Origin of the sequence: Aminivibrio sp. (assembly GCF_016756745.1) — a bacterium.
Taxonomy (GTDB): domain Bacteria; phylum Synergistota; class Synergistia; order Synergistales; family Aminobacteriaceae; genus Aminivibrio.
The window spans coordinates 1-9,090 of sequence record NZ_JAESIH010000085.1 but is presented as its reverse complement, the minus strand read 5'-3'; the positions used below and the strand labels follow the sequence as shown (position 1 = coordinate 9,090).

At 54.5% G+C, this 9,090-nt stretch carries 9 protein-coding genes; all 9 read right to left on the bottom strand.

What is annotated here, in order from left to right; translation table 11 throughout:
• Positions 1-84: 84 nt before the first annotated feature.
• Positions 85-678, bottom strand: coding sequence for a PilN domain-containing protein (locus JMJ95_RS13455; RefSeq protein ID WP_290686340.1), 594 nt, complete (start codon positions 676-678; stop codon positions 85-87).
• Positions 675-1,619, bottom strand: coding sequence for a pilus assembly protein PilM (gene pilM / locus JMJ95_RS13450; protein WP_290686337.1), 945 nt, complete (start codon positions 1,617-1,619; stop codon positions 675-677). The genes JMJ95_RS13455 and pilM overlap by 4 nt, the downstream gene beginning before the upstream one ends.
• 112 nt (positions 1,620-1,731) lie before the next feature.
• On the bottom strand, positions 1,732-2,058 hold the full coding sequence (locus JMJ95_RS13445; protein WP_290686334.1) for a hypothetical protein: 327 nt from the start codon (positions 2,056-2,058) through the stop codon (positions 1,732-1,734).
• Positions 2,055-5,492 (bottom strand): PilC/PilY family type IV pilus protein, encoded by a 3,438-nt coding sequence (locus tag JMJ95_RS13440; RefSeq protein ID WP_290686331.1) that lies wholly within the window; start codon positions 5,490-5,492, stop codon positions 2,055-2,057. The genes JMJ95_RS13445 and JMJ95_RS13440 overlap by 4 nt, the downstream gene beginning before the upstream one ends.
• Before the next feature lie 17 nt (positions 5,493-5,509).
• Positions 5,510-6,124: a hypothetical protein gene (locus JMJ95_RS13435; RefSeq protein WP_290686328.1), complete on the bottom strand. Its 615-nt coding sequence runs from the start codon at positions 6,122-6,124 to the stop codon at positions 5,510-5,512.
• Positions 6,121-7,056, bottom strand: a complete 936-nt coding sequence (locus tag JMJ95_RS13430; protein WP_290686325.1) for a type II secretion system protein — start codon at positions 7,054-7,056, stop codon at positions 6,121-6,123. The genes JMJ95_RS13435 and JMJ95_RS13430 overlap by 4 nt, the downstream gene beginning before the upstream one ends.
• A 13-nt stretch (positions 7,057-7,069) precedes the next feature.
• Entirely contained in the window at positions 7,070-7,450 is a 381-nt protein-coding gene (locus tag JMJ95_RS13425; RefSeq protein WP_290686322.1) for a hypothetical protein, read from the bottom strand.
• 224 nt (positions 7,451-7,674) lie between these two features.
• Entirely contained in the window at positions 7,675-8,160 is a 486-nt protein-coding gene (locus JMJ95_RS13420; RefSeq protein WP_290686320.1) for a prepilin-type N-terminal cleavage/methylation domain-containing protein, read from the bottom strand.
• A 481-nt stretch (positions 8,161-8,641) separates the two neighbouring features.
• The coding region (locus tag JMJ95_RS13415) for a type II secretion system F family protein (protein WP_290686317.1) at positions 8,642-9,090 on the bottom strand (449 nt) is incomplete at its 5' end.

The window sequence follows — 9,090 nt, the reverse complement described above, 5'->3', positions numbered from 1 at the left end:
TGATGTAAAAATACTGCCCGTAGGCGAGACCGCCCACGATAAGAAGAAAAATAAGAAAAAACAGTCCGTCCTTCTTTGCCGAGTTCACCGGATTCCCCCTCCTTCCCCGGGATTTCTTGCCGAAATGCCGGCGAGATCCCTGAGCATGCACGAAAGGGTGAAATCAACCATGGATTCCTGGTTCTTTACCACCCTTGTGGTCACCGGGAAATCCACCGTAGCCACCACGCCCGCGTCAAGAAGCCCCTTGGCGAACTCCACCACGTCGTTTTCCACGTAGGCGTTCCCCTTGATGGTCGCCTTCCCCGGATCCACCGACACGGAAGAAATCCACACCCCAAGGGGCAGGGACGTCTCGATGGAGTTCAGGAACTCGAGGGCAGGAAGCTCCTCCTGCAGCAGCGTCAGGGCCGAAACGTACACCGCTTCCACGCCTGCAAGCCGCTTGATCTCGTTGGACATCTTCAGGTTCTGCGCCTGCTGGATGGCCACCTGGTCGTTCAGCATGGCCACCTGCGAGCCCATGCCGCTCACCTTCAGGAAGGCAAGGCCGAAAGTCACTCCCCCGACAAGGACAAAAGCAAGAAAGAGCGACACCAGCAACACCCTCGCGGCATTGACCTTTCTTCTGCGGGACTCCACCAGAGAGCGTGGCCGCAGGTCCAGTTTCACCTTCATAGTAAATCCCTCACCGCCAATCCGATGGCCGCTTCCCAACCGCTGTTGCCGTCGTCGGGTTCCGCGATGCCCCAGGTCTCCCACACGTTCATCTTCAGCGATTTCAGCCCCGTCGCAGCCTCGAGAGCCTCCTGCAGCCTGCTGTCCTTCCCGTACCCACCTCCAAGCATAAGGAGATCGACCACCAGTTCGCGGTACTGGTTCTTGATGAAAGTAAGGGTATTGCCGATCTCCCGGACGAGGGGGGCATAGTCCCGCTCGCCCTCGCCCACGGTGGGGATGTCGATGAGCGACGTCCTGTAGAGAATGCCGTTGTCCTTGTACCCCAGCACGAGCTGGGTCACTTCCTTCTCGGCGAAAATGGAAAGGTACCCCTCGGCGTAGGCCGAAACGGGACCCAGTCCGGCACGGAACATGGCCACGTTCAGGGGCTCGATGCCTGCCAGATCCATGCCCGCCGAAGAAGCCACCCTCATGAGCGATTCCACCGTGCGGAGCCTGCACGCCGCCACCAGGACCGACATCTTGCCCCCTTCGAGGTTCACCGGGTTGTCCACCCTGGCGATGTCCACGGCGGCGTCGGTATAGGCATAGGGGAAGAACTTTTCAAAGTCCCACTTCAGGGCCTCCTTGGCATCCTCCATCATCATTTCGGGCATTTCGATGACCCGGATCAGAATGTCCCTGGAGGGAATTCCCAGGGTTACAGGAGCCTTGAAGCCGCCCCCGAGGCTGCCCCCCAGGTTCTCGAAAGCGGGAAGCAGCGCTCCCACGTCGGAGAGGGAATCCTTCCGGATGGCCGTGCCGCCGGTGGCCGTCTGGACCTTGCGGCGAATCTTCAGCCCCGAAAGATCACCGTCCAGTTCCACGTACCGCAGGTAATCTTCGTGCAAAGCAAGCGCCGCTCTGTTCTGCGATTTGAAGAATGCCGAAGCGCCCATGTCGCGACTTCCTCCCCGCCTGTATGGATGAAATTCAATGTAGCTGCATTATACGCTTTTTTAACAATTACAACAGTTCATCAAGAAACAATCGGCACAAACTTTGCAATACCTAAAACACCGCAGGGGCAATCCGGGTGATCTTTTTCCCGTCGAGGAAAAGGAATACGCCCTTGTCCTTGAACTGCCGGTAAAAATCCTCCGGCGAAAGCTCCTGCTCCTGCCAGTCGACAAAAATCGTCTCCTCCGTCCAGAGGAACTTCAGTCTGTCCTTGTTTTCCGTCACTATTTCAATCTGTGGAGGCGTCCGTTTGAAAAGAGCAAGAAATCCGGACACATTATCTACGCCCTCATACTTTGCGGCAAAAACGGGCGAAAGAAAAAGAACGGAGAGAATCGCCGCGAGAAGTACCAGTGTGGTAATATTTTTATTCTTCATGGTTTCCAATCCCTCCAGTAGGTGGGCCGTGTCGACTTGCTCGGAATATCATCCTCCGAGTTCTTGATATGGTCCGGCACATCAATGACCATGAGGTTCCCCGAAAGAGTCACATTTCCCATGACAGCGGGCGGGTTTGAAGCCCCGGGGTAGCGGGTGACACCGACATACAGCTTGCCGCCTGACACTGTTATTCCGCTGATTCTCGTGGCCTCCAGGGTAACGTATTTGTTCTCGTTCCCGCTTGCATCAATCCACCCGCCGAGGCCCGTATCAGCCTTGAGTATATAGAAGTGACTGTTGCCGATCTTGCAGTTGTCATCCGCGACCGGGGCATAGGTAGCGATAAAGATATACCCTTTATATAGCACCGGCGGAGTGGTCACCGTTTCGGTGGACGCGAGGCGCAGATGCCACCCGTTGAGCGTCCGCGCCACGGAGTCGACGTTGTTCCTGTCCAGGCTTTCAAGGTCGCTGTAGGTAGTGTCTGAGCCGGCGGTGTTCCTGTTCAAGGCCACTATGTAGTTTCGCCCGGTCTGCGTACCGAAGAGGCCGTCAGGATCCCCCGTTCCCCAGAAGAGCCATTTCCGGTTCTTTATGATGCCGATCTCCACGGCGTAGGGTATGCCGGTAACCGTCGAAGGAGTCACCGTTCCGGGCGTGAAGACTCTCTGGAGAGTCCAGTTGTCCGTCGAGGCGGCAGATGCATCTCCCTCGAAAACCGCTCCCTTGTGGTCACCGAGATAGAAGGTCTTTATCCGGAGCGGACGGGGCCCTGTCTCTATGGAGAGAGGGGCAACAGCCATTCCAAGATCTGCATGGGTCAGTTCCTTGATCCTGGCACCGTTCTCCATGTCGATCACATACACCGCTTTTCCGCCGTCCGTGTCGGTATCGGAATAGGCGTACTGCGCCCCGGCGCCGAACAGGGAAACCCATTTCGTTATCACATCGGTCCCCGAGGGGTAGTTTATGTCCACGGTGCCGATGAACGGGGTGCTCACTGTCAGACGGAGCCGCCCGAGGGCCGAGGAGTCAGACGCCGCTACGGTGGAAAGAACGGATGTCGCAGAGCCGCCGGACGCGGCCCATCTGAGGAAAGTCCTCTCATCGACCGGGCGGACCGCCATGGTGGCCTGGTCGTAGTAATTGTTCTCCAGGGCCCAGAGAAACTTTGGAATGTAAGGATCGGTGATGTCAAGGGCATACATTCCGGCACCGGCCCGGCCAAGGGAACCAAGCATAACAGTCCGGTACGCACCTCCGAAATAGACATCCTCGGCAACCAGAGGGCCGTCAAGCAGATACTTCGGTACCGAATATTTCTCGTTTGTCACCCAGTTTCCGCCGGCATCCACCTTGAGCCCGAGAAGGCGCCGGTATCCCAACACGTTGGGCGGTATAAACGCCCAATTTTCCACTCCTCCGGTTGTCTTGGGAGTCGTGTTGTTATTGGTTTCGGAAGCAAAAGAATGGACCATCCCGTCATTGGCATGGAGGTAGACGAACTTATTCCTGTTCTTGTAGGTTTCCGCGAAATTGCGGTATGCCTGGTCTTTCAGGAGGCTCTGCGGCGCTCCCACTTCCACGAGCCCGACATGATAGGGATCACCAAGCTTCCAGCGATCATCCCCCTCGGTTTCATCCCAGACGTCGAGCCCCCGTACCCAGTCAATGAACTGGGCGAGCTTCGCATTTGAAAGAATGTCCGTGCTGATGGTACCGGCCAGAAGGGGGCGCAGGGCTTCGACCTGGCTACTGAGGAAATTCTTCAGGTTGCTGCCGGAAAGGCTGGACGCTGTACTCCCGCCCCAGTCGGCCGTATATATATTCCTGTCCCCATAATCCATAGAAGTCAGCGTTACTCCCGCTTCCCAGTTGTGAGGCGTCTCCAGGACATCATCGGATATTGTGTAGCTGTACAGATACCCCGTCCACTGCTGGTCGGGCTTCGGCTTGAATCCTGTGGAGTAGACCTTTCCCTCACTGCCCGCACTTGTGGGCGGATTCACCAGCGGTGCGCTTCCAGTGGCAGCGAAGTCCTGGATGGTCTGGAATATTTTCTTAAAGGCCGCAAGCAGCCCTTCCATGTCTGTGGCGAAATACGCCTTTTCTGTCTGCCCGTTTGCCGCCATTGCGTTGAGTGTGTCTGCAAGATCATCTTCTTCGTCGGGATCGATGAGACCGATGACGAAAGTCTTGACCTTCTTCGCCGGGCTCCCGTTCCGGGAGGTAAGGGACATGCCATATAACCTTGTTACCGCATCTTCTTCATCATAATTGTCAGTGTTGGCACCGTCGGTCAACACGATGAGCCAGTTGTCCTGGCACCAGTCCATTTCGTCTTCGACAGCAGAGAAATAAGCCCCCACAGATTCACTCGAGTTGTACCAGATCGACGAGGCGAGGGGAGTCATACCATCCGCCCTAAACTCGGGGTTCGATGCCGTCTCCGTTCCGTCAAACCATTGTCTGATGCTTTCCAGATGAACGGGACCCTCCGGCAATTTTGTTGTGGAACCGAAATTAACCCTCAACATTGCCATGTCCCGGTTTTCGTCGGGATACTTCCAGGAAATGCGCTGCTGGAAACCGCCGGAGGTAGGAGACCAACGGTAGTATGATGATCCGCTCCCTGAGGATTCGGGCGTTTGCCTGTAGCTCGCCAGCGCAAGACGGATATTCCCCACAAGAGAACTGTCTGTGAGGATACGGTACATTACGTTCTTCAGCGTGTACATCCGGCTGTCGTTTGGATATTTATATCGTTTGTAAGGACCAAATTTATAGAGGTACCATACCCCACGATCCCCATCGGGTTCCCATCTGTAACCTGATGGTAAATTCGGTTTACTACCCCCAAGCCCGACATCTTCCCACCTGATGATAAAGAAAATTACTTCTTTTCTCTGCAATTGACCATTCTGCGGGTGTAGTCGATAAGAAGTACCAAGATTTATATTATCCATCGAGAAATCCCAACGCTGTGGCTTTGTATTATCAATATCAAAAGAGAAATAGCCTCTTGTTCCAATTGGCACCAAGTCGTCGGAAATAACTCTCAGAAGGGGATGATAATTGAATTCTACAGACTCGTTATTATTTCCAGCTGTATTGTTGCCGGGATTCTCATCAGCGCCGAAATAGTTATACGTCGTCGAACCTCCGAAATTGTAGGGGTTCGTCCCGTCCCCGTAGGTGGAAGCGCTGCTTCTCATCCTGTAGGCCATGGACCCGCTGGTGTCGATGAGCAGCAGGACATTCGGCTCCACAAGGTTCGTAAAGCCAAGAGGGGTGTCTTTGTCGGCGGAGAAGAGGTCCGTCTTCGCCGTGAAGGCTCCGTAGGCGGATTGGGTGCTCAGAATTACGGTTAATAAAAGAACCAGACCCAAGAAAGCGGGAAATCTGAAAGAACGTTCACTCTTATTCTTCATTTTCTTCACCTCCGAATTTACCTTGCCATCAGAATTCCCTGTTCCACACGCTTCGTCAGGTCGTTCAGGGTCGCCTCGCTGCGGATCAGGTAGGAGCCCAGAAGGGTGGAGTCGGGGTCGGCGGCCCCAGTGTCGCCCTCGGCAGCGTTGGAACTGGCGTAGGACTGGGACGACTTAATGCTGCCCCCCTCCTGAGTCTGGAAAATCCTCGGGGGGATTCCGGGCACGAACCGCAGGGAACTCGTATATTCATAGGAGAGATCGAAAATCCGTACTTCCACCGTTATGCCGTCAAGAGTAAAGGTTATGAGATCACGGACACTAAGCTCCGGAAAGTATGGAGCCGTAACGGCTGCAATATCCCCGCTCGTGGTGGTGAGGGCAGGCAGTTCACCGGCGTCAACCCGGGAGAGAAGCCACTGTTTTCCCCTCTCCACACCGGCGAGAGCGGCATTGAGCCGGAGTTCGTCGTCCGTCTTCATTTGGGTCGTGGTCATCATGTTCTCTATAAAATAAAACGAAAGAGCCACCAGCGCCCCCGCCACCAGGAGAACAATCAGCGTGAGGGGCAGGGCCATTCCCTGTTTTCTGCCGGGATTCATCATCCTGCTCTTCCTCGTCGTGTTCTTCAATTTCGTATCCTCCATGTTCTGGTGACAGCGGCATACCGGAATTTCCTGTTTGCGGGCATAGGACCGTCCCACCCCGGAATGGAGCTCATATATTCTACGTTGTGCTCCACAGAACCTTTGGCAAGCACAGTCACCCTGAGGAGCCGCTCCGCAGTGAACTCAAACCGGACGTTTTCGATGCCTTCGACGACAGGACTCCACGGTTCATTCACCGCCAGTCCGTCAGAAAGATGTTTCACATTCAGGTTTTCATTGATGATTTTTATCTTCACCGCCCTGACATAGTGCATCTCGTCGAAGGCGGAAATTTTCTGGGCCGTTCTCGCAGCCAGGGTAATCTTTTTTCCATCGGAAGGATTCACCGCATTGACGAACATCGGCGCCGTGCTTCCCGGAAAAGCAACCCAGCTTTTCATCGAATTCGTGTCCTTTATCAGAAGATCCGCCGGAGGAACGGCGGTCAGTTCTATTTCAGTTCCGGTACCGTCGATTTGATAATCATTTTCCACGCCGATGCCTGAAGGAACGGCGAAAACGAGCCAAAGGGCGGAACCGGAAATATCGTCAGAATTAACAACACCGGAAACTACAACGTCACCGGAAGCAATCTGCACAGGGCTGGTGAATTTTTCCAGCACATTTTCAGGCAAAAGAGCAGAGGCTGATTTCAGAACTCCAGACGATGACGAAAAGGACGTCTGGAACGGCGTTTCCCGGTTGGGAAGTCCCATGGCAGAAGCTGAAATATAGGGCTGAATGGCGGCCAGGGCCACCTGCCCCCGTTGCTTCGCCTCCATCATGTCCTGATGGAATTTGTAACTCTCAAATACGGAAAAGAAAAGGGTCATCACGGCAGACATGACCACACCAAGTATCAGTATGGAGATCAGAATTTCTACGAGGGTGAACGCCTGTCTTTCAGTTCTCTTCATCTCCGCCGCCCCCTCATTTCACGGCCGTCAGCCGTGCGTTCCGGCTGAGATCCCGCTCAAGTTTAATCTGGGATTGCTGGGTTATCCCGCCCCAGAACACCTCGACCACGGCATTGCCTCTGGCAAAAGACCGGTCGAAGGAAACCGAATAAATGCCTACATCCTCAGAAGACACAATATCCGCCGAAGCGGCCTCGAGAATGTCCAGCCTGTCATGGGCCAGGGCAAGGGCCTGTTCTTTCTGTACTGTCTGCAGGGCGAGCTTGGAGGACATAATGGGAACCAACGCCATAGCCAGAAGCGCTATGGCGAGGATGAGAAGGGCTATAATGCTCTCGGCCAGGGCAAAGGCCTTTCTGTTTTTTCGGGTGAAAGCATTCGGTTTCTTTCTCAACGTGCTCTCCCTTCTTTCATCCCCGGAACTGTGGCTGTGTGTTCCATGATTCTCTAACCCCAAAAGCGGGATTCGTAAAAAACGAGATTCCTAAAACGAGATTCCCCCCTACGGGGATGCTGCGCGATCGGGCTTCGCCCTTCGGAATGACAGGGGCATTTATTTACGGAAACTCTCTCACTGTGGGAATGCCGGGGGCCCGAAGGCCCCCGGGAAAGTAAATTTTAGCGAGCTCTCATGTATGCCGTTGTAGGAGTATCTGTTGTTTCGTATAGATCACCACTTTGAATGGTATCGCTAGCAATTTGCGGTTCAGCTAACAAGCCTACACTTTCTGCCGTTTCTGCCAGTTTTTCTTGAACTCCAGCTCTGGTAATATTTAACCGACCAACAAACCAAGCGGTGTTATCAGCCGAAACAGTACCGTTTAAAAAAGTGTAATCATCAGTTTCAATGCCCCGATCCATGTATTTCGTTAGTTTTGCAATTTGATTTCCATCAAGGGTGGTATTATTTGGATTATCAGCATAGTACATAAGTGCTGCTGCTTTCAGAGAACGAAGGTCACTCACGATCTTCGTCGCTTCGGCCTTGTCGGTTCCGCTGCCGGCCACGAGGAGCATGGCTCCGGCCAGGATGCCGATGATGATGATGACGATCAGCAGTTCGACAAGGGTGAATCCTGTGCGCTTCTTCAGTACTTTTTTCATGGGTTTTCCCCTCCTGTATGATGGTGTGTTGCTCGTGGTGCCTGGTGCGTATTATGTTTACCGCTCATTTTCGGGCGGATTGTTTTTGGGCGCGGTGGGGCGGTGGTTAAAAACGCGCTCGTTCGGAACGACAGACTTTAACCGAGATACTTCGTCGCTTCGCTCCTCAGGATGACAGACCTAAGGCGAGATCCCTCACTTCGTTCGGGATGACAGGCTTAACCCTAGATCCCTCCCCTTCGGGGATGCTGCGCGATCGCGTTGCTCGGGATGACAGACCTGAGGCGAGATCCCTCACTTCGTTCGGGATGACAGGCTTAAACCGAGATCCCTCGCGTTGCTCGGGATGACAACAAACCGAGATCCTTCGTCGCTTCGCTCCTCAGGATGACAAACCTAAGGCAAGGTCCTTAGTGTTGCTCAGGATGACAAGCTTTTTCCGATCCTCCTCCTTTCTCCGTTCGTCCGGTTCTCCTTTTCTCTACATCATGGTCTGTATGGCGGTGACGATGGGGGTGAAGATGGCCAGCGCCACCATGGCGACGACGCCGCCGACGAAGATGATCAGTACAGGCTCCAGTATGGAGGTGAGGCGCTTGATTTTCTCGTCAAGCTCCATTTCGAACCACCCGGCGACCTTGTCCAGCATGGTTTCGAGCTGGCCGGTCTCTTCGCCCACTTTCATCATGTGGGCGATCATCACCGGGAAGACGGGGATGTTCTTGGCCGTGTCGCCCAGGGAGGCGCCCTTGCGGGCGGCATCCCGGAGGGCGGTATAGGCCCTGCCGATGACGGCGTTGTCCGTGACTTCAGAGGTCATCTCGAGGGACTTGAGGATGGGTACGCCGGAGTCCACAAGGGAGGCAAGGGTGCGGTTGGACCGGGCCATGGCACTTTTGAAGAAGATGTCGCCCACCAGGGGCAACTTGA

Coding starts and splice junctions, on each gene's coding strand:
- JMJ95_RS13440 (WP_290686331.1), bottom strand. CDS start 5,492: ATGAAGAATAAGAGTGAACGTTCTTTCAGATTTCCCGCTTTCTTGGGT.
- pilM (WP_290686337.1), bottom strand. CDS start 1,619: ATGGGCGCTTCGGCATTCTTCAAATCGCAGAACAGAGCGGCGCTTGCT.
- JMJ95_RS13430 (WP_290686325.1), bottom strand. CDS start 7,056: ATGAAGAGAACTGAAAGACAGGCGTTCACCCTCGTAGAAATTCTGATC.
- JMJ95_RS13455 (WP_290686340.1), bottom strand. CDS start 678: ATGAAGGTGAAACTGGACCTGCGGCCACGCTCTCTGGTGGAGTCCCGC.
- JMJ95_RS13445 (WP_290686334.1), bottom strand. CDS start 2,058: ATGAAGAATAAAAATATTACCACACTGGTACTTCTCGCGGCGATTCTC.
- JMJ95_RS13420 (WP_290686320.1), bottom strand. CDS start 8,160: ATGAAAAAAGTACTGAAGAAGCGCACAGGATTCACCCTTGTCGAACTG.